The sequence below is a fragment of the Streptomyces sp. SP18BB07 genome (assembly GCF_036322545.1).
GTDB classification, from domain to species: domain Bacteria; phylum Actinomycetota; class Actinomycetes; order Streptomycetales; family Streptomycetaceae; genus Streptomyces; species Streptomyces deccanensis.
In genome coordinates this window covers 1-19,218 of sequence record NZ_JAQYWT010000215.1, presented here as the reverse complement: position 1 = coordinate 19,218, position 19,218 = coordinate 1, and the positions used below count along the sequence as shown (strand labels likewise).

At 69.1% G+C, this 19,218-nt stretch carries 21 protein-coding genes; 15 read left to right on the top strand and 6 right to left on the bottom strand.

Features of this window, described 5'->3' with window-relative positions:
- Nucleotides 1-45: 45 nt before the first annotated feature.
- From PUR53_RS03645 to rsmI, 3 genes are all read right to left on the bottom strand, one after another.
- The gene (locus PUR53_RS03645) at nt 46-921 is read right to left on the bottom strand and encodes a TatD family hydrolase (protein ID WP_329895428.1); all 876 of its coding nucleotides are present in this window, start codon (nt 919-921) and stop codon (nt 46-48) included.
- 67 nt (nt 922-988) lie between these two features.
- Nucleotides 989-1,405 carry a hypothetical protein gene (locus PUR53_RS03640; RefSeq protein ID WP_329895427.1) on the bottom strand — a complete coding sequence of 139 codons (417 nt, stop codon included), beginning with the start codon at nt 1,403-1,405 and terminating at the stop codon, nt 989-991.
- Between the two features lie 379 nt (nt 1,406-1,784).
- Nucleotides 1,785-2,630: a 16S rRNA (cytidine(1402)-2'-O)-methyltransferase gene (gene rsmI / locus PUR53_RS03635; RefSeq protein WP_329907368.1), complete on the bottom strand. Its 846-nt coding sequence runs from the start codon at nt 2,628-2,630 to the stop codon at nt 1,785-1,787.
- A gap of 152 nt (nt 2,631-2,782) precedes the next feature.
- Here rsmI and PUR53_RS03630 point away from each other — a divergent pair, with 152 nt between their 5' ends.
- Nucleotides 2,783-4,522: a dolichyl-phosphate-mannose--protein mannosyltransferase gene (locus tag PUR53_RS03630; RefSeq protein WP_329907367.1), complete on the top strand. Its 1,740-nt coding sequence runs from the start codon at nt 2,783-2,785 to the stop codon at nt 4,520-4,522.
- 1,249 nt (nt 4,523-5,771) lie between these two features.
- Here the strand turns inward: PUR53_RS03630 and PUR53_RS03625 are convergent.
- Both PUR53_RS03625 and PUR53_RS03620 read right to left on the bottom strand, forming a co-directional pair.
- Entirely contained in the window at nt 5,772-6,446 is a 675-nt protein-coding gene (locus tag PUR53_RS03625; RefSeq protein WP_329907366.1) for a YdcF family protein, read from the bottom strand.
- Nucleotides 6,443-7,234, bottom strand: coding sequence for a GntR family transcriptional regulator (locus tag PUR53_RS03620; RefSeq protein WP_329907365.1), 792 nt, complete (start codon nt 7,232-7,234; stop codon nt 6,443-6,445). The genes PUR53_RS03625 and PUR53_RS03620 overlap by 4 nt, the downstream gene beginning before the upstream one ends.
- Nucleotides 7,235-7,698: 464 nt before the next feature.
- Between PUR53_RS03620 and PUR53_RS03615 the strand changes: the two genes are divergently transcribed.
- From PUR53_RS03615 to PUR53_RS03550, 14 genes are all read left to right on the top strand, one after another.
- Entirely contained in the window at nt 7,699-7,968 is a 270-nt protein-coding gene (locus PUR53_RS03615; RefSeq protein WP_329907364.1) for a DUF6284 family protein, read from the top strand.
- Entirely contained in the window at nt 7,965-8,417 is a 453-nt protein-coding gene (locus tag PUR53_RS03610) for a Pycsar system effector family protein (protein WP_329907363.1), read from the top strand. Before PUR53_RS03615 ends, PUR53_RS03610 begins: the two co-directional genes overlap by 4 nt.
- The gene (locus PUR53_RS03605; protein ID WP_329907362.1) at nt 8,414-8,617 is read left to right on the top strand and encodes a hypothetical protein; all 204 of its coding nucleotides are present in this window, start codon (nt 8,414-8,416) and stop codon (nt 8,615-8,617) included. The genes PUR53_RS03610 and PUR53_RS03605 overlap by 4 nt, the downstream gene beginning before the upstream one ends.
- A gap of 56 nt (nt 8,618-8,673) precedes the next feature.
- On the top strand, nt 8,674-9,705 hold the full coding sequence (locus PUR53_RS03600) for a conjugal transfer protein (RefSeq protein ID WP_329907406.1): 1,032 nt from the start codon (nt 8,674-8,676) through the stop codon (nt 9,703-9,705).
- A complete protein-coding gene (locus PUR53_RS03595; RefSeq protein ID WP_329907361.1) occupies nt 9,705-10,094 on the top strand; it encodes an RRQRL motif-containing zinc-binding protein in 390 nt (129 codons plus the stop codon). Before PUR53_RS03600 ends, PUR53_RS03595 begins: the two co-directional genes overlap by 1 nt.
- A gap of 2 nt (nt 10,095-10,096) precedes the next feature.
- The gene (locus PUR53_RS03590) at nt 10,097-10,414 is read left to right on the top strand and encodes a hypothetical protein (RefSeq protein WP_329907360.1); all 318 of its coding nucleotides are present in this window, start codon (nt 10,097-10,099) and stop codon (nt 10,412-10,414) included.
- A 2-nt stretch (nt 10,415-10,416) separates the two neighbouring features.
- The gene (locus tag PUR53_RS03585) at nt 10,417-10,584 is read left to right on the top strand and encodes a pRL2-8 (RefSeq protein WP_329907359.1); all 168 of its coding nucleotides are present in this window, start codon (nt 10,417-10,419) and stop codon (nt 10,582-10,584) included.
- Between the two features lie 100 nt (nt 10,585-10,684).
- A complete protein-coding gene (locus tag PUR53_RS03580; RefSeq protein ID WP_329907358.1) occupies nt 10,685-12,811 on the top strand; it encodes an FtsK/SpoIIIE domain-containing protein in 2,127 nt (708 codons plus the stop codon).
- 207 nt (nt 12,812-13,018) lie between these two features.
- Nucleotides 13,019-13,483, top strand: coding sequence for a hypothetical protein (locus tag PUR53_RS03575; RefSeq protein WP_329907357.1), 465 nt, complete (start codon nt 13,019-13,021; stop codon nt 13,481-13,483).
- Nucleotides 13,484-13,499: 16 nt separating this feature from the next.
- Nucleotides 13,500-13,790, top strand: a complete 291-nt coding sequence (locus PUR53_RS03570; RefSeq protein ID WP_329907356.1) for a hypothetical protein — start codon at nt 13,500-13,502, stop codon at nt 13,788-13,790.
- Between the two features lie 92 nt (nt 13,791-13,882).
- The gene (locus tag PUR53_RS03565; protein WP_329907355.1) at nt 13,883-14,773 is read left to right on the top strand and encodes a bifunctional DNA primase/polymerase; all 891 of its coding nucleotides are present in this window, start codon (nt 13,883-13,885) and stop codon (nt 14,771-14,773) included.
- A gap of 2 nt (nt 14,774-14,775) precedes the next feature.
- Complete coding sequence (locus PUR53_RS03560; RefSeq protein ID WP_329907354.1) at nt 14,776-16,248, top strand: ATP-binding protein; 1,473 nt, start codon at nt 14,776-14,778, stop codon at nt 16,246-16,248.
- Nucleotides 16,249-16,702: 454 nt separating this feature from the next.
- Nucleotides 16,703-16,945, top strand: coding sequence for a helix-turn-helix domain-containing protein (locus tag PUR53_RS03555; protein ID WP_329907352.1), 243 nt, complete (start codon nt 16,703-16,705; stop codon nt 16,943-16,945).
- A gap of 76 nt (nt 16,946-17,021) precedes the next feature.
- The gene (locus PUR53_RS03550) at nt 17,022-18,245 is read left to right on the top strand and encodes a tyrosine-type recombinase/integrase (RefSeq protein WP_329907351.1); all 1,224 of its coding nucleotides are present in this window, start codon (nt 17,022-17,024) and stop codon (nt 18,243-18,245) included.
- Between the two features lie 36 nt (nt 18,246-18,281).
- On the opposite strand, the gene PUR53_RS03545 is transcribed toward PUR53_RS03550, so the two are convergent.
- Complete coding sequence (locus tag PUR53_RS03545; protein WP_329907349.1) at nt 18,282-18,572, bottom strand: hypothetical protein; 291 nt, start codon at nt 18,570-18,572, stop codon at nt 18,282-18,284.
- Between the last annotated feature and the right edge of the window lie 646 nt (nt 18,573-19,218).

The following is a 19,218-nucleotide window of genomic DNA, read 5'->3' as shown; positions in this document are numbered from 1 at the left end:
GATCATCTTTTTGGGTCCCTCGGACGGCTGACGGAACGTGACCCGTCAGTAATCGAACGCCCTCGCCGTGTTCGCCGCGATCGCCGTCGCCAGGGCGTCCTCGTCGATGCCCCGCACCTCGGCCATCGCCCGAACCGTGACCGGAATGAGATACGGCGCGTTGGGCCGTCCGCGGTACGGCGCGGGCGTCAGGAAGGGCGCGTCGGTCTCCACGAGGACGAGTTCGAGGGGCGCGACGGCGAGGGCGTCGCGCAGCGGCTGGGCGTTCTTGAAGGTCATGTTCCCGGCGAAGGACATGAAGTAGCCGTGCGCGGCGCAGACCACGGCCATCTCGGCGTCGCCGGAGTAGCAGTGGAAGACGGTCCGCTCGGGCGCGCCCTCCTCCTTCAGGATCCGCAACACGTCGTCGTGGGCGTCGCGGTCGTGGATGACCAGCGCCTTGCCGTGCCGTTTGGCGATCTCGATGTGCGCGCGGAAGGACCGCTCCTGGGCGGCCTTGCCCTCCGGCCCGGTCCTGAAGTAGTCCAGCCCCGTCTCCCCGACGCCCTTGACCTGCGGCAACGCGGCCAGCCTGTCGATCTCGGTGAGGGCGTCGTCGAGCGCCGCGTCGCCGCCGGGCGTCCGCGCGCCCTGCCGGGACCAGCCGTCCGGGTCGCCGTGGACGATGCGCGGCGCCTCGTTCGGGTGCAGAGCGACAGTCGCGTGCACGGCCTCGTACCGCTCGGCCGTCTCGGCGGCCCAGCGGGAGCCCTTGATGTCACAGCCGACCTGGACGACCGTCGTCACCCCCACGGAGGCGGCCTTCGCAAGGCCCTCCTCGACGGTGCCGGACTGCATGTCCAAGTGGGTGTGCGAGTCGGCGACCGGCACCCGGAGGGGTTCGGGGAGCGGCGGCGCGGCGTTCTTGTCGTTCGAGGGCATGCCCCGATCCTACGAATCGCACGCATCGCACGATCGGGGCATGCCCCACAGGCTCGCTGCGGGGAGGTCAGCTCGCCTTGCGGTGGAACGGGTGGAGCAGATCGGACAGGTGCCAGTGGTGGTGGTCGTGCGGCTGGTCCTGTCCCTCCGCCGCTTCCGGGGCATCGGCGTCCGCCACCGGGCGGGGCTTTGGCAGGTGCCGACGACGCTCGGCGTCCCGCACCGACGACACCTGGCCCGCCCGCATGATCCGGACGACATGACCGTCGCAGTTCTGGCACGTGGGCCTGGACAGCGGGGACGGCACGACCGTGCCGTCGGCCACGTACATCACGAAGTCGCGCCCCTGGGCGTCGTTGTGGTGCTCTATCTCGTACGACTGCTCCCAGCCGTGCCCGCAACGCATGCACGCGAAGGCGTACGACTCGTGAACGACGGCGGTGGCGGTGTCGCGCAGCACTGCGCGCTCTGCGGTCTCGGTCATTGCCAGCTCCTCTTGTCCGCTGGACGGTGGGGACGTGACGTGTACGTCCTCACCACCCAGTGGACGCCCTGGCGGACCTGGAGTGCACCCCATCTGCCGACTGTTGAAGGGCATTTGGCCTCCCCTTGTGGGAAGCCCGTCCGTACGAGGCCTGTGCTTTGCTCGGCTTTGCCGGGGCATGGGCTGTGCGTTTTCGGGTGCGGCCGAGTGGGGCTTCTCGCGCAGTTCCCCGCGCCCCTAAAAGCTCCAGGCCCGGCGGGCCCGAAAAGCATGGGGCGCAGCCCCTGCTTTTCAGGGGCGCGGGGAACTGCGCGAGAAGCCCCACCGGACCCGCGCCCGCCGACGAACCCGCAGCCCCGAGCGATCAGGCGCCCAGCCCCTACTCCGCCCTCTTCGCCGCGACCACAGCGTCAAAGACCAACCTCTTCGGCACCCCCGCCTCCACCGCCACCGCCGCGATCGCCTCCTTGCGCCGCTCCCCCGCCTCCTCGCGCACGCGGACCCGCCGCACCAACTCCTCCGCGTCGAGTTCCTCCGGCCCCCGCTCCGGCGCCCCCTCGACCACCACGGTGATCTCCCCGCGCACACCGGCCGCCGCCCACTCGGCCAACTCCCCGAGCGACCCCCGCTTGACCTCCTCGTACGTCTTGGTCAGCTCCCGGCACACGGCGGCCCGCCGCCCCGCGCCGAAGACCTCGGCCATCGCCGCGAGCGTGGCGTCGAGGCGGTGGGGCGCCTCGAAGTACACGAGGGTGCGCCGCTCCTCCGCGACCTCGCGGAGCCGGGCGAGCCGTTCCCCGGCCTTGCGCGGCGGGAACCCCTCGAAGCAGAACCGGTCGACGGGCAGCCCGGACAGCGCGAGGGCGGTGAGGACGGCCGAGGGCCCGGGTACGGCGGTGACCCGGATGTCCTTCTCCACGGCGGCGGCGACCAGCCGGTACCCGGGGTCGGAGACCGACGGCATCCCCGCGTCCGTGACCAACAGCACCCGGGCGCCGCCCACCAGCGCCTCGACGAGTTCCGGCGTACGCGCGGCCTCGTTGCCCTCGAAGTAGGAGACGATCCGCCCGCCCGGCTGCACCCCCAGCGCCTGGGTGAGCCGCCGCAGCCGGCGCGTGTCCTCGGCGGCGATCACATCCGCCCCGGCCAACTCCTCGGCGAGCCGGGGCGGCGCGTCCGCGATCTCACCGATGGGAGTACCTGCCAACACAAGGATTCCAGTCACACCCCCATCCTCCCAGCCACGCCGTGACCGGGGCGAAGCCGAGGGCCGGGCACGACGAGGACCAGGACGAAACCGAGGCGCGGGGACGACGAGGACGGGGCCACATCCTCATCCCACGCGACTCCCACAGCCGTGTTCCCTACGATGGCGCGGTGACCAGTACCGCGTCCTCCACGGACACCCGGCAGGACCAGGCCACCCAAGACCCGCGGCCGTCGTGGCAGCACCGCCTGCGCCGTTTCGGCTACACGGCACCGCCGAGAAGCGACGTAAGCGGCCGGCTGGTGCCCCCGTACACCCGCCCCAGCCCGCGCTTCTGGGCCGTCCTCGGGCTGCGCGAGGAGGTCGCGACCCGCCTCGTGCGCTGGTCGTCCTGGGGCGGCCCCCTGCTGGTCACGCTGGTCGCCGGGCTGATGCGGTTCTACAACCTGGGCAGCCCCAAGGCGGTGATATTCGACGAGACGTACTACGCCAAGGACGCGTGGGCGATCGTCCACCGCGGCTACGAGGTCAACTGGGCCAAGAACGCCAACGAGCTGATCCTCCAGAACAACGGGAACGTCCCGATCCCGACGGACCCGGCGTACGTGGTGCACCCACCCGTCGGCAAGTACGTGATCGGCCTGGGCGAGCTGATGTTCGGCTTCGACCCGTTCGGCTGGCGGTTCATGACCGCCCTGCTCGGCACGCTCTCCGTCCTCATGCTGTGCCGTATCGGCCGCCGTATCTTCCGCTCGACGTTCCTCGGCTGCCTCGCGGGCGGCCTGATGGCGGTCGACGGCCTGCACTTCGTGATGAGCCGTACCGCGCTGCTGGACCAGGTGCTGATGTTCTTCGTCCTGGCGGCGTTCGGCTGTCTGGTCATCGACCGCGACAAGGCACGCAGGCGCCTGGCCGCGGCCCTCCCCCCGGACGGCGACGGGGTCGTACGCCCCAACTCCCTCATCGCCGAGACCACCCGCCTGGGCTGGCGCCCGTACCGCTGGCTGGCCGGACTCTGCCTGGGCCTGGCGCTCGGCACCAAGTGGAACGCCCTGTACTTCATGGTGTTCTTCGGGATCATGACGGTGCTCTGGGACTACGCGGCCCGCAAGGTCGCCGGCGCCCGCCAGCCGCTGATCGCGACGATGCAACGCGACCTGGGCCTGGCGTTCCTCTCCACGGTCCCGGTCATGATCGTCACGTATCTGGTCTCCTGGACGGGCTGGATCCTCTCCCCGGACGACGGCAACGGCGGCTACTACCGCGACTGGGCCGCGACCGAGGGCAGGGGCGGCTGGTTCAGCTGGCTGCCGGACTGGCTGCGCAGCCTGTGGCACTACGAGCACGCGGTCTACGAGTTCCACGTCGGCCTGTCCTCGCCCCACACGTACCAGTCGAACCCGTGGAGCTGGATCGTCCTCGGCCGCCCGGTCTCGTACTTCTACGAGTCCCCGTCCCCCGGCAACGACGGCTGCGCGGCGGACACCGTCGACAAGTGCGCCCGCGAGGTCCTGGCCATCGGCACGCCGCTCCTCTGGTGGGCCGCCGCCTTCGCCGTCCTCTACGTCCTGTGGCGCTGGTTCTTCCGCCGCGACTGGCGCGCCGGCGCGATCGCCTGCGGCATCGCCGCCGGCTACCTCCCCTGGTTCCTCTACCAGGAACGCACGATCTTCTTCTTCTACGCCGTCGTCTTCCTCCCCTTCCTCTGCCTCGCGGTCACGATGATGATCGGCGCGATCCTCGGCCCCCCGGGCGCCCCGGAACGCCGCCGAGTAGCCGGCGCGGCAGCCGCCGGCGTCCTGATCCTCCTCATCACCTGGAACTTCATCTACTTCTGGCCCCTCTACACAGGCCAGCCCATCCCGATCGACAGCTGGCGGTCGCGGATGTGGCTGGACACGTGGGTCTAGCTGGGGCAGACAGCCTGATGGCCCGGCGACAACGCCGGGCCATGGTGGTCGTTGCTGGTCGTCAGTGGTCGTCACTGGCCACCCTCGGACGGCCCGACGACGGCCCAGCCACCACGGCGTCTGTGCAGGTGAGCGCTGCTCTACAGCCATGGTGCCAGCGGGGCCGTCGACGGATCATCGAGGACCGCACAGCAAGTGGGACCACGACTGAGACCCATGCCCCATGCGGGTACCACACGTCCAGGCGGGGCAGCTACTTCAGACAAGGGCAGTACGACTGAAGCCCCGACCCAAAGGTCGGGGCTTCAGCCATGGTTACGGGACCACGGCGCGCAAGCCGACTGGTGTCAACCTTTGCGCCTCCACCACTCTTTAGCGTGGCACCCCAAGTCTCATCAGTATCAACAGACTTGCAGCACTCGTTACCTAGGAAGCGTGGATAATCCGCGTGAACCAGTTACTGGTAAATGAATCGCTGCGAAGTCGGACACATCTTGCCGGATCTCCCGGCTTCGTGGCGGTTTCAGATACCCCAGACCGGAGGTATGCATGACGCAAACCCCCGACGGCCAGCCTGTTACTGGCCGCGAAATGGGGCGCCCCGAAGGGCGCGATTCCTGCGGCGGACACGAGAACAACGGGGTCAGAAGCACGGAAAACGCGCCTCGCCGGGAAATGCCCCTTAGCGGTGGATTGGGCAGTAGTGGATCTGCAGGGACCGCTGGCGCGATCGTGTCTTCGGGCCCTGCCACTCTGGCGATCGCCATCACCGCAGGAGGGCAAGGTCTCATCGCGGCCATTGCGACATCCGTAGTCATGATGGTTAGCGCTGGAGTAGCGGTGAGGGTGTCTACGGCCACAGGGAAGCCCTGGAAGCGTCGCAAGAAGTAGCACCAGGACCTCCTTCAGGAAGATTCATTTCCTAGCCTGCTCCCACAAGAGGGAGCAGGCTAGGCGTGCTGTCCCCAGTGAGCGCGCAGGTGTCTCTGTCCGGTAACAACGGCCTACGCAGTAGTAACAGTACGGAATTGCCTACCGGTTCACTCTTTCGGGGTTTCCTGCGCACACTTGTTGCAATACGAAAACCACACCATCTGGATGATTACGGCAGGGCTGCATGAGTGTCGGTCGCGCGACGGAAGGAACCGAGATTCGAGCTTCACGGCTCCTGATTCTCTTGCCACCCCACTCAAAAATGCACGCATCAGCCGCCAGGAGAGCCTTGTGGTTCAAGTGGAGAACCCGATGCTCACGAAGTAGGTGCGGACGTCACTTCACTCGGTAGAAGTCGACTGGTGAATCCCTGCCGGCACAGCCGCTCATACGCTTCGACCAAGTCGGAAGATACGCCCTGTGCGATGGCCAGCCCCAAGCGGGGAAAAACCGAAACCCGTTGCAGCGCGCCCACGGTCATGTCGATCACCATGCGTGCGTCCCCAATGAAGTCGGCGTACTCCTCCAGCTCCATGGGCGTGGACGCACATACGACGTCCACTTCCGACCAGAGCTTCCGCACCATCGCGTACGAGCGCCGCTCCTCGTAGGGCTTGCTCACGAGCAGGACAGACGAGACCGAAATGCCCGCTTCCGCAAGTACGGACTTGCTGAAGTCGATGTTCTCCCCGGTATTGGTCGCTCGTGTCTCCAGCAGAATGGCTGAGTCGGGGACTCCCAGTTCAAGCGCGCGCTCGCGGTAGTGGACAGCCTCCCCACGCGGCATGCGCGCTCGGGTCGTAGGGCTAGTGGCCCCGGTGAACACGATGGTCGGAGCCATGCCCTGGTGGTACAAGCCAGCCGCCACGTCAGCGACGCCAAGGTCATGGCTGCCCAGACCGATAGCGACCGAACAGGGCCGTGGGTCGTGATGCATTCGGTGGTACTCCCAGAGAAGCCGGGCGTCCGCCCACGCCTGTGCCGAGATCATTCCTGCCCCTCATCGTCTGCCGAGTCCGGAACCTTGAAGTCGTACTCCCACGCAAAGCGCGATGCGGCGTGGAGGCCGATGGCGTACTCAACCACCGTGCCATCGGCGGTGTAGGTCGTGCGATGCAGCTCCACAACCGGCTCTCCCGGCGGCAACTGCAAGAGCTTCGCTTCGTCCGCCGTGGGGACACGGGCGAATAGCGCCTCTCTCATGTGGTCGATCTCGTACCCCGCGTCATACAGCACCCGGTAACCGCCGCCACGGCCGGCCGGGCCCGGCGTGGGGTCCACAATGCGCGTCCCCTCGACGTGCTCGGGCCGGTAGTAGCTGGTCAGGGTATGCGTGGGCTGCGCACCCTCCTTCACCAAGCGGGCGCGCGCATACACCTCGGAGCCGACCGGAATGCCGAGCCCATCAGCGACGACGTCGCTTGCCTCGACGCGGCTCACGGTCTGCGTTTGCTCGTTGCGCTTGTACTCCCGCCCTGACGCCACGCGGTCCGCGATGAACGCGACTTCATCGCCGTCACGCCACTTCGCCTTGTCGTACCTGGCGATACCCAGACGCTTCAGCGGGGTGCGCGGGCGCACGACCGTGCCGCGCCCGCGTACCGACGTCACCAGCCCCTCAGCCTCCAGCGCCTTGTACGCCTGATGAACGGTGGACTTGGAGCCTTCCCCGGCATCGACAAGGTCCCTGATCTGGGGCAACTGAGCCCCCGGCGCGTAGTCGCCGTTCCTGATCTGCTCCCCGAGCCGATCTGCCAGCTCGCGCCACTTCGGTGCCACAGCCGATCTCCCTCCGACGCGTCCCAGTGAAGCACAGTCCCAGGACTGTTGACAGTCCTGGGACTGCATGCCATCTTCATCTCAGGCCGCTCGCAGTCCTAGGACAGCGAGCGGAAGGGCCCTCTTCGGGTTGCCCTTCCGCGTGCGGCTAGGGGCCCGGGATAGAGCGGGCTGAGGGCACCGGATCCCTGGTCAACCGGATGGCTAAGGCCGAAAGGCCACCGTCTCCATACGCCTGCAAACGGGAGCTCGTGTTCCCGAAGGAGACATCTGCACTACCGCAAGACTCAGCCCCGGCACTCAGCCGTGAAGGGCGCGGGATCGAATTCCGCCCGGGGCGCTCCGGCCGCTGTTCTGCGGTCGCGCCGTGCGTGATGCGCGGTTTCCTCCAACGGCGAGCGGTCCCCAGGTGGCACCCCAGGGACCGCGACGGGCCGTTCCACCTGTGGAAGGAACACGACCCAATGAGTCCCATCGTGACTGTTCAGGACGCTGTTACCGCGTTCGCCGACTTCATGGAGCCGACGAACGCCGAGCTGGACGCGATCGAGCAGGAGATTCCCGCGATCCTGGCGGAGGTCGACCTGCTCGACGCGCAGATCATCGCGCTCAACCACACGCCGAACGAGGTGGACGCCAAGCGGGTGCGCCGGGCGTTCGGCAAGGTGCTGCACGAGCGGCGGACGCTGGCCAACCGCACCGCCGACGAGCGCACGGCGGGCGGTGCCGCGTGAGCGCCGCCGAGCGGAACCTGACCGCCGCGCACGCCGAGGTGAAGGCGGAGATCGCGCGGACCGACACGAAGACCGGTCTGCTGCTGGCGTTCATCGGCGCTGTGCTGGCCGGTGCGTGGACCATCGCCAAGGACGCCCCGCTCAACCTGCCCGCCTACATCATCGGCGGGGTCGGCATGGTGGTGCTGGTCGTGGCGGCCGGTGTGCTGCTGCGGTCGGTGCGGCCGAACCTCAAGGGCCGTCACGGTTTCCCGCTGTGGGCGACGCTGACCGCCGAGGAGATCACGGCCACGCTCGCCGAGGTCGACCTGAGCGCGGACATCGCGGGTCTGTCCCGGCTGGCGGTCGTCAAGTTCACCGGTCTGCGTCGCGCCATCGACCTCACCTGCGTCGGCGGCGCCCTGCTGGCCGTCGCGGTGCTGGTTGCTGTGGTGGGGGGTGCGGCATGAGCGCCAACCCGTTGCCGCAGGGGTTCGCCCTGCTGCTGATCGTGCTGGGTGGGCTGGTCATGCTGACCGCCACCATCGCCTCGACGGTCACGCACGAGCACGTGTGGAAGGTCGTGGTCGCGGCCGGTGGCGCCGTCCAGGTCGCCGGTTGGCTGCTGCACGGCCGTCGGCTGCGCGCCCTGAGGGGCGGTGCCCGGTGAACCGCAAGCCTTTGACCAAGCCTCAGATCGGTGTGCTGACGGCCGCGTTCGTGCCGATGCTGGCCACCGGGGTGATCGGCGGTATCGGCACCTACAGCAACATCGGCCATTCCTACGGCAAGGGCACCGCGCTCGGAGCGCTGGCCGCCGGTGAGGGTGCGACCGCCGTCCTCGCGCTCGTGCTGCTGGGTCTGACGATGCTGGGTCAGTCCTCCCCGCACGTCGTGCGCATGGGGTTGTGGGCGTTGCCGGCTGCCGCGTCGGTCATGGGCGCCATGGCTGCCCCCGACCTGGGCCGCACGATCATCTACGCCCTCACCCCCATGGGCATGTCCGTCTCGGCGGAGGGCATGGCGTTCCTCGCCCGCCGGATCGTGGTCCACATCGACGGCCGGGACGCGGAGACGGAGCGCCGTAACGCCGACATCGTGCAGGCCCTCGCCTACCACCAGGCCCGCGCCGCCGCCCACCCCAGCAACCGGGTCAAGAAGTGGTCGGAGCGCAAGTCGTGGCGGCTGGCCCGCAAGGTCGGGGTCGGGGACACCGCGCTCGGATCGAGGCTGCTGGACGTCCAGCGCGAGCGGGTCACCGCCGGTGCGAACGCCGCGCTCGCCTCGATGTTCGGCGGCACTATCCCCATCCCCGCCCCGACCGCGAATGCGGATGAATCCACCGGGACCGTGAGGAAACGGTCTATGGCTGACCTGCGGGAATCGACCCTGACGCCGATCACCGCGAACCTCGTGCGAGTGCCCGATCCGGTGGCCGTCGACCACGTGAAGGCGACTCTCCCGCTCAAGCCGATCCCGGCGATCGAGCGGCCGATCGAGCCGGTCACACCGATCGTGGTGGCGGCCGACTCGCCCCGCCCGCGCCGGGCGACCGGTCGACTCCCGGAAGTGGCCCGACCCAAGCGGCCCCGCCGTACGGCAGCTCAACTCATGGCGGAAGCGCGGAAGACAACGGCCGAATGGACGGACGCTGAGGTGACCGGGGAGGGCATCCGCCGGGCCCTGCGCACCTCGCCGGCCAACGCCCGCATGCTGCGGGACACGTTGCTCGCCGAGCGTGCCGGCAGGGCCGCGTGATGGGGCACTCGTTCGGCAAGTGCTACGACCCCACCGGTGCCCGCTACGGCATCCCCACCTTCCCGTGGCGCTACGCCCCCGACGGCTACGCCACCCGCCGTCAGCTCCGGGCCAAGGGGTTGCGGCCGGGCGGTCAGCCGGTGGCCGCGCAGCTCCTGCGCCCGCGCTACCGGCGCGGCCCGCTGGTCGCCCACCTCTACCGCATCGACCTCGCCAAGCCCGTGCGGCCGATGACGTCGCGCAAGTGGGGCGCCCTCGCGCTGGCGATGCTCGCCCGCCGCACCTGCCCGGCCTGCCGGATCACCTACAGCTACTGCATCCCCACCTCGCTCGGCACCTGCGTGCCCTGCGCCTACCCCGGCCCGCACGGGCCGGAAGGGAGCCACTGACCATGGGCAACTCCGACATACGCCGTCTGGACCGCGAGATCGAGCGGACGACGAAGAAGCTGGAAGCGGTCCGCCGGGGCGAGTGGTGGCCGCTGACCAGCCGTGAGCGCCTGTCGATGACCCGCGCCATGGCGAGCGGTGCGCGCAGCGTCCACAAGGGCCGCAGCACGAGCGGCGCCGAGGACCGCATGGACTCCGTCGGCTCCGCCGTCGAGACGCGGCTGAACGCCGAGCTGACGGCGCTGCACGGGGAGCGTCAGCGGCTGATCACCGAGGCCGCGCGCGCCAAGGCGGCCAAGAAGTCGTCGGGGTGGTGGTGAGCATGGCCGCGACCACGCCGCCGGGCCAGTGCCCGCAGTGCTGGCAGCACGCCCACGACCCGCGCGTCCACCGCAAGCTGCGGCCCCGTGAGGACTGCCCGCAGTGCGTGGACCACATGCGCAACGGCTGCCCGTACATCACGCCCAAGAAGAAGTCCGGCTGGTTCTGACCAGCCGCACCGGGGTGGCCGCCCCTGCCACGGACCCGGCCACCCCGGCGTCACTCCCTCAACACCCGCCCCCGAAGGGGCAGTCAGGAGCGCTTCCAGCATGTCTGAGAACGTCGTCAACCTCCACAAGCCCACCGACCCGCCCGCCGACGGCGCGGCGCCTACGGTGCTGGCCGTCGTCCCCGAGACCCCGGACACCCCGCCGGCGCGGCCGGTGCCGCTGTGGGTGCGCTCCGGCCTCGCGGTGAAGCGGGTGGCCACCGACGAGCGCACCAAGACTGCCGGCCGTGTCGTCGTCCGCCACGGCGCCTACGTCGTGGGCGGGGCCCGGATCGTGGCCCGCCGCACCTGGGACGGCCGTACCGCCTCGCGCTACGAGCGGATGATGCGCACGGCCGAAGCCGCGGGGAACCTGGAAGCGGCCGAGGAGTGGGAAGAGCGCTTGCAGCGCTTCCGCGACGCCCGCCACCGCCGCCGCATGGACCTGCTGCACTCCCCCGTGGAGGTCGCCAAGGGCATGGCCGTGGGCACCGGCATGAGCATCGGCACCCTGATCGGTCTCGGTGTGGTGATGGCCATCAACAACGGCGAGATCAAGGACGTCATCACCCCGCTCGCGGCCACCATCGAGTTCATCGGCCTGCTCATCTACATCGTGTCTGTGGTGTGGGGGCCGCTGGTCACCATCGGCCCGTTCCTCGCCCTGCTGGGCATGTGGACCGTCGGCCGCCACCAGCAGGCCGCACCCCAGTGGGCGCTCCCGGCGACCGTCCGCAACGGCGAGGGCGAGCCGATCACCCCCTCGATCGTGGTCAAGGCCCTACGCGACCTGGGCATTTCTGCCCTGCGTAAGGCCATCAAGGAGATGGGGGACGCGGGCGCGTCCATGCTGGGCCCCATCACCATCGCCGGATGCGGCGTCGAGGTCGACGTCACCCTTCCCTCCGGGGTGTCGACCAACGAAGTCCAGAGCAGGCGCCGCAAGCTCGCCGAGAACCTCACCCGGCACGAGCACGAAGTCTTCATCACCCTCCCCGAAGCCGCCCGCACCGTGCGCCTGTGGATCGCGGACTCGGGTGCGCTGGATGAGCCGATCGGCCCGTCCCCGCTGGTCACCGACGAGACGATGACCGCCGACTACGCCAAGGGCAAGGCCCCGTGGGGCCAGGACCTGCGCGGCGATGCCGCCGCCCTGAGCCTCTACCAGCGCCACCTGCTCATCACCGGTCTGTCGAACCAGGGCAAGACCGTGGCCCTGCGCTCCCTGGCGCTGTGGGTCGCACTCGACAAGTCGGTGCAGTTCCTGATGGGCGACCTCAAGGGCGCGGGTGACTGGGCCATGTTCGACGGCCTTGCCACCACCCTCATCCAAGGGCCCACGGATGAGCACGTGATCCAGGTGACGGAGATGGTGGAGGGGGCGGTTGAGGAGATGAACCGCCGTCTCCAGGCCCCGCCCGGCACGACGTTCCCGCCGCTGATCGTGATCGTGGACGAGGCGCAGGTGGCGTTCATGTGCCCGGCCGTGGACGAGGACAAGCGCCCCTACGGCGGGTCCAAGGCCAAGTCGCGGTACTTCACCGCCGCCCGCAAACTCCACAACCAAGGCCGCGCGGTGGACGTGCTGCTGTGGCAGGGCACCCAGGACCCCACCGACCAGAACCTCCCCAAGCTCGTCCGCGAGGGCGCCCACACCCGCGCATCCCTCGCCCTGGGCACCGAGTCACAGGCCCGCATGGCGCTCGGGGACAAGGCCGTCGACGGCGGCGCCGCCCCCAACCTCCTGCGCCCCGGCCTCGACCAGGGAACCCTGGTCGTCGCCTCCTCGGGGATCAAGATCCCCAAGGGTCAGTCGTCCATCACGGTGCGCACGCACTACATCGACGACGACGCGGCCATCGCCATCACCGACCGCGCCAAGGCGCTCCGGGACGGCGTCACCACCCTGCACGCCATCGAGCCCAGTGAGGACCGCGACCCCCTCGCGGACATCGCGTCCGTCCTCGGGGACGCTGCCCGGGTGCTCACCGCCGACGTCCTCAAGCGGCTCGCGCTGCTGAACGAGGACGCCTACGGCGCCTGGACGAACAGCGACCTCAAGCGGGTGCTGGACGCGGCCGGTCCGGAGATCGTCTACAAGTCCGACGGCCGCATGGTCGTCGGCCGCGATCGCCTCACTCGCGCCCTCGCCAATCGCGATGACGAGGGTTCCGCTTCTGCCGCGTGAGAGCAGGGAGCCGACCCCGGACGGGTCAGGGAGGCAGGGAGAACTCCCTGAACCCCTCCCTGACCCGCCTCCCTGCACCTGACCTGCGTAAATGATCAGTCAGGGAGGCAGGGAGGCACTCCAGGTCAGGCCCTCGAAACCCCCTCCACACGCCCCCGGCAAGGGGGTGTCTCCGCCTCCCTGGCCTACCGCCGGAAGGGATTCCGCATGTTCCCCGAGAACGGCCACCACGCGCCCGTACAGCGGGCCGTGGAAGTCCACCACCCCACCCCCATCACCCCCACCGCGCCCCACGCGGCGCCGATCGTGCCGGTCCAGCCGGGCACCGTCCCGGCCGTCGCGTCCGTCGTCCTCCCGGACGGGCGGGTCGTCACCGGCTACGCCATCGAGCCGGCCAAGACCGAACCGCCCGCGCCCAAACCGCCCGTCTCCCGCGCGGCCGTGAACGTCGCGCTCGGCGGCGTGGGGTTCCTTGCCGTCTGCGGCGGACTGCTGATCCTCACCACGTTCATCACCGCGCTCACGGCGCTCATCACCCAGCTCATCACCCTTGCCGCCGTCATCTTCGGCGGCTGGATCGCCGTCCAGGTGTTCAGCGGAAGCGGCGACAAGGGCGGGACAACGGTCAACATCCGCAAGGCCGTGATCAAGCGCAACAAGTTCTACGGCTGAGAAGGAGCCAACACCCGTGATCCGACTCCGTATCAAGGTCGTCTGCTGGTCGCGCCCCGCGCTGGCCCTGACCGACACCCCACGCCCCAACTGCCCGCAGTGCCAGGGCGAGGGCGGTCACCACCACGACTACGGCGACCACAACGGCGAGTACGCCGGCACCGAATGGATCTCCTGCCCCTGCTGGGACGAAAACCGGTGCAGGATCCTGCTGCCGCTCCCGCACCGCCCCCGGTGGCTGCGCCGCCGCCACACCGGCCGCGACCCGTGGGCCCCCGGCGGCTACAGCAACGAACCCCCCTTCTAGCTACGCCAAGGGCGGCCCCCGCATCTCGCCAAAGAATCCGGGGCCACCCTTGTCCAGCCAGTCACCCATCAAGGAACTGGAGATCTCCCAGCATGACGCAACCCACCGACATCCGGCGAGAGCCGCGCGGCCGCGCGGCCGCCGTAACCGAGCTGCTGGACACCGCGCTCATGCTCGCCGCGCACGGCGTGCCCGTGCTGCCCCTGCGGGCAGGAAAGGTCCCGTTCGGCAACTGCCCCCACTGCGCCGACAACACGTGCGGCGGCCGGCCGAACATGAAGACCCCCGGACCCTGCACCTGCCCGCACCCGTGCCACGGCTGGGCCGCCGCCACCACCGACCCCGGTGTCCTCAACTCCCTGCCGTGGGCGTCCGCGTGGCGCAGGGCCGCCGCCGTCGCCTACCACCCCGGCGGCGCCGGCCTGACCGTCGTCGACCTCGACAACCCGGACGCCGTCGCGTGGGCCCGACGGACGCTGCCCGCCACCCGCACTGTGACCACCACACGCGGTGAGCACTGGATCTACCGGGGCGCCATGCGGTCCGTGAACGGCGTCCGCGAGGGCGTCGACATCAAGTCCCTTATGTCGTACGCCCGTTGGCTCTCACCGGGCATCGGCGACATGGCCGCCCTCCCGGACGCTGTGCGCGCGCTGGCAGTAAAGGAACCCTCCCCGCCCCGCAGGGCGCCACAGACGCTCACAGCGCCTCTGAGGGGCGGCCAGGGGCGATGCCCGCACCGCACGCGCACGTACTTGGACCGTGGCATCGCCATGGCCGAGCAGCGGATCACCGAAGCCTCCAGCGCGGTGCACGCGACCGTCTACCGGACGTTCCTGGCCGTGTTGTCCGCCCATGGCCGGTGCGGCTGCCTCACCGACACCCACGTCACCAGGCTGTTCACCGCCGCTCAGGCCAAGGGCGAAACGCTGCGGCACTGCACCGACGCGTGGACCAACGCCGCGACCCGGTTGGGACTGTGACCATGTCCGACGAGGAGAAGACACCGGCGCGCGAGGTCATCACCGACTACGCGCAAGCGCACTTCCGCTACTTCCGCACCGTCGACGGGACCGTGTACGCGCAGCGCAACGGCCACCCCGTCGCCCGCCCCATCCGCTCGCAGGGCACCACCGGCAGTCACCGCCAGGAACTCATGGTCGGACTGTTCAGGGACGGGCATGGCGTGTTCAACGGGACCGCCCTCAAGGAGGCTTTGGACTTGATCGAAGCACTCGCGCTGACCGAGGACGTCCAGCCCACCCATATCCGCGTGGCCCCCGGGTTCGACGGCGCGACGTGGCTCGACCTGGGTCGTGATGACGGCAAGTCCGTCCGTATCCACCCCACCGGATGGGACGTGCGCATTCCCGACCCCCGCGAAGTCTGCTGGCGGCGGACTCAGCTCACCGGTGAACTGCCCCTGCCGGCCAAGGACACCGACGGCAAGGGCATCGACCTCCTGCTCAGGCTGTGCAACTTCGCCAACGCCGAGAGCGAGTGCCTGGCCCTCGCCTGGCTGATCGGCTGCCTGGAGCCGTCCGTGCCCGTGCCGGCCCCGTTCCTTACCGGGCCGCAGGGTGCGGGGAAGTCCACCGGTGGCCGGATGCTCGTGCGGATCATCGAGGGCATGAGCGGCGACCTGCGCCGGGCACCGAAGGACGAGGAGAACATGATCACGGCCGTGGCCGCCGGGTGGGTCACGGCCCTGGACAACCTCTCCCATCTGCCCCCGGATCTGTCCGACCTCATGTGCTGCATCGTCACCGGGGCCGAGAGCATCAAACGCGCGCTGTTCACCGACGGCGACGTCGTCCGGTCCCGCTATCGGCGCCCCATGCTGCTGACTGGGATCGACGTCGGCGTGATCCGGCCCGACCTCGCCGAGCGTCTCCTCCCGCTTCGTCTCGTCAGGCCCCGTGTGCGGCGGACTGAGGCAGAGTTGTGGGCGGAGTACGCGGAGGTGCTGCCCGTCGTCCTCGGCTCGCTCCTGGACCTCACGGTCAAGGTTCGCGCGGTGCAGGCGGAGACGCCGACCGATCTGCGGATGGCGGACTTTGCGCACCTGTGTGCGCAGCTCGACGCGGCCACTGGTCTCGGGGCTCTCACCGCCTACCGGGCCAGCCTGGACGACCTCAATGACGACGTGATCGAGGGGGACCTGTTGGCGCAGACCGTGCTCCGGCATGCCGCCGACCTCGAACCGGGCGGCGAGCAGCGGATGACCTCGACGGAGTGGCTGCACTGCCTCACCCGCCTCTACAGCGGCGAGGACTGCCGCCAACTGCCCAAGGGCTGGCCGACGACCGGCAAGGTGCTCTCCGACCGGCTCAAGCGCCTACAGCCCACCCTCGCCGCACGGGGCGTCCTCATCGACTCCGGCCGCACCAGGGAGGGCCGCTACATCGAGATGACCCGCGTACCCGCCCTGACCCTGCACGAGCAGCAGACGTTCTGACCGCCACCGACCGACCGCACAAGCAAGAAGAGCACCCGCGCCGCAGCGTGCTCTTCTTGCTGTTCGGCGGCGGCGCCGCCCTGCGATGGACGCGCCGCGAAGCGGCACCTTCTTCACGCTCTGAGCGGCACCGCACCACCACAGACACCCCCTCCTTTTTTCCTAAGTAGGGAAGCGCTGCGTCACAGCGTCACAAGGCCCCCCGGAAACAGCGGGTGACCTGCGCAAACAGCCCGTGACGCAGACGGCATCGGCTGCGTCACGCCGCGTCACCCGCGTCACCGGTGACGCACCGCCTGCGTCACCGGTGACGCACCCCCAACCTTCTGCGTCACCACAAACCAGCAGGTCAGACCCCCTGCATGACGCACGTGACGCCGTGACGCAGAAATCCCCCACCTCGGACAGACGCGTCCCGACGCATGTCCCTTCGCACCCGCACGGAGGAGACGCCATGAACACCCCACGTGAACAGCCGGACCCGCGCGCCACACTCCGTAGCGGGTTGCCAGACCGCTACCTCACCACCGACGACATCGCCGAGATCTTCGAGGTGCCGAAAGAGACCGTCTATCAGTGGCGAAAGAAGCGGATCGGTCCGCCCGGATTCCGCATCGGCAAGTACATCCGCTACGACCCCGCCGACGTGCTCGCCCACGTAGCAGAACGCAAGAGCACCGACCAGGACGCCGCCTAACCACACCCACCGCGACAGCAGGGAGAGCCGCCATCCGGCGGCTCTCCCTGCTGCATGTCGAGAGGACCGCCGCCACATGGCAGGCCACATCCAAGACCGCTGGTTCAAGACCGAGACGAACACCAGCGGCAAGACCGTCCGCGTCAAGACCGACCGCCACGGCACCGGCATGCGCTACCGGGCCCGGTACATCGGCCCCGACGGCACCGAAAAGTCCAAGAGCTTCCCCGACCGACAGAAGCGACTCGCTGAACAGTGGCTCGCCCAGACTGAGGCGGACATGGCGCGCGGGGAGTACATCGACCCGCGCACGGCACGGACCACGTTCCGGCAGTACGCGGAACGTTGGGTCAACTCCCACACGGGCGAGATCAACAGCCGTGAGGCTGCCGAGCGTAGGCTTCGGCTGCACGCCTATCCCCACATCGGGACGCGCCCGCTCGGCTCGTTCAAGCCTGAACACATCCGAGCCTGGATCGCGGCCCTCGAAGACACCGTGCCGGCCGAGTCGCACCGCCGCATCATCGTCGGCACCGTCTCCGCAGCGCTCAGTGCGGCGGTGGACGACGGGCTACTCAGTAAGAACCCCTGCCGGGCCCGCACGGTACAACTCCCGAAGCCTGGCAAGCCCCGTGTGGTCCCGTGGACATCCGCGCACGTCTTCGGCGTACGGGCCGCCCTCCCGCTGCGCTACCGGGCCACCGTCGACCCCGGAGCGGGGTGCGGTTTGCGACAGGGCGAGATCTTCGGCCTGTCAGTCGACGAACTCAACTACGAGGGAGGCTGGTTGACCGTCGGCCACCAGCTCAAGCGCATTCGCGGGAAGTACGTCTTCGCCTTGCCAAAAGGCGGCAAGGTTCGTGACGTACCCCTCCCGAAGGCTGTGGCCACCGCCCTGCGGGACCACTCCGAAGAGTTCGCCCCGGTCGACGTGACGCTTCCCTGGCGCACGCCAGACGGCCCGCTCGTGACGAAACGACTCCTGTTCAGTGGGTTCGAAGGCAATCACGTCCGCGTCAGCCACTTCAATGCTCGCTACTGGAAGCCCGCCCTAGCAAGCGCAGGAGTCATCCCGAAGCCCGAACGCGGCGAACCGTACGCGTCGGCCCCCGAGGACGGCATGCACGCGCTCAGGCACTTCTACGCGTCCGTGCTGCTGGACGCGGGCGAGAACATCCGCGCCCTGAGTCAGTACCTGGGGCACAGCGATCCGGGGTTCACCCTGCGCACATACACGCACCTCATGCCAAGTAGTGAGGGCCGTACCCGGAAGGCAGTAGACAGCCTGTACATGACATAGGCGCAGTTTTCATCATCTAGCCTGCTTCCGGAGCCGTCACTTGGTCGCGAGAATGACGTGATGGACGAGGGGATCGCGGGACTGGTCGCTGGCATTGTTGGACTTGCCGGAGCCGGGATTGGTGGTTTCGCGACCGCCTACGGCGCGCGAATAGGTGCGCAAAAGACGATCGAAGCGGCCCAAACCCAGGTCCAACATCAGTCCGCAGCTGAGCACACGCAGTGGGTGCGAGAGCGCCGACGCGAGGCATGCAGCAGCGTGATCGACGCCTACACCTCGTTTTGGGCAAGCATCCACCATTGCCAGAAGCGCATGGCGCATGGCCAAGCCATATCACCTGATGACGTTAAGGGCCTGGTGAGCCATCTCAATGCCCTGCAGGCGGCTGCTGCCCAACCCGAGCTGTGGGGCCCAAGGATCTTGGTAGAGCGCGCTACAACGCTATCCACAGAGGCCAGGAATACTTACACAATAGTGATGGAATGGCCCACAGTGCGCACTTCGGATGATCCGACCGCCATGCACAGGCACCGCGACAGGCTCAGGACCGCAACCGCGACCGTAGCGGCGGCCAGATCCACCTTCGTCGAGGCAGCTCGCCATACGCTCGGAACGCACACTTAGCAAGATCACGGCCCAAGGACGGCCCAGAGGCCCTACCCGGCCCGCACAGGCAACGATTCGCCCTGGTCAACGCCATGAACTCCTGAAGAACGGAGTCTTCATCTACTTCTGGCCCCTCTACACAGGCCAGCCCATCCCGATCGACAGCTGGCGGTCGCGGATGTGGATGGATACGTGGGTCTAGCCGCCCGGAGCCACAAGCGGGTGCGGCCGGCGGCCGCGCCTCGTGTGGCCGGCGGCCGCGCCTCGTGTGGCCGGCGGCCGCGCCTCGTGTGGCCGGCGGCCGCGCCTCGTGTGGCCGGCGGCCGCGCCTCGTGTGGCCGGCGGCCGCGCCTCGTGTGGCCGGCGG